Source organism: Bradyrhizobium sp. Kon69, from assembly GCF_055807515.1.
On sequence record NZ_JBVVOS010000483.1, the window covers coordinates 1 to 251 of the forward strand.

General features: G+C 64.1%; 1 pseudogene. It reads left to right on the plus strand.

Annotation, left to right across the window (positions count from 1 at the left end):
* A pseudogene (locus tag AC0L3U_RS39895) lies at positions 1 to 251 on the plus strand (NAD-dependent dihydropyrimidine dehydrogenase subunit PreA); the annotation flags it as partial.

Genomic DNA, 251 nt, shown 5'->3' on the forward strand with positions numbered 1-251 from the left:
GGCAGCCAAAGCACCCATGGCGGCTACTGCGGCTCGGCGGTGAAGCCGATTGCGTTGAACATGGTCGCCGAAATCGCCCGTGACCCGCAGACCCAAGGCCTGCCGATCTGCGGTATCGGCGGCATCGGCAACTGGCGGGACGCCGTAGAGTTCATCGCCTTGGGGTGCGGCGCGGTACAGGTGTGCACGGCGGCGATGCTGCATGGGTTTCGCATCGTGGAAGAAATGAAGGATGGCTTGTCGCGGTGGAT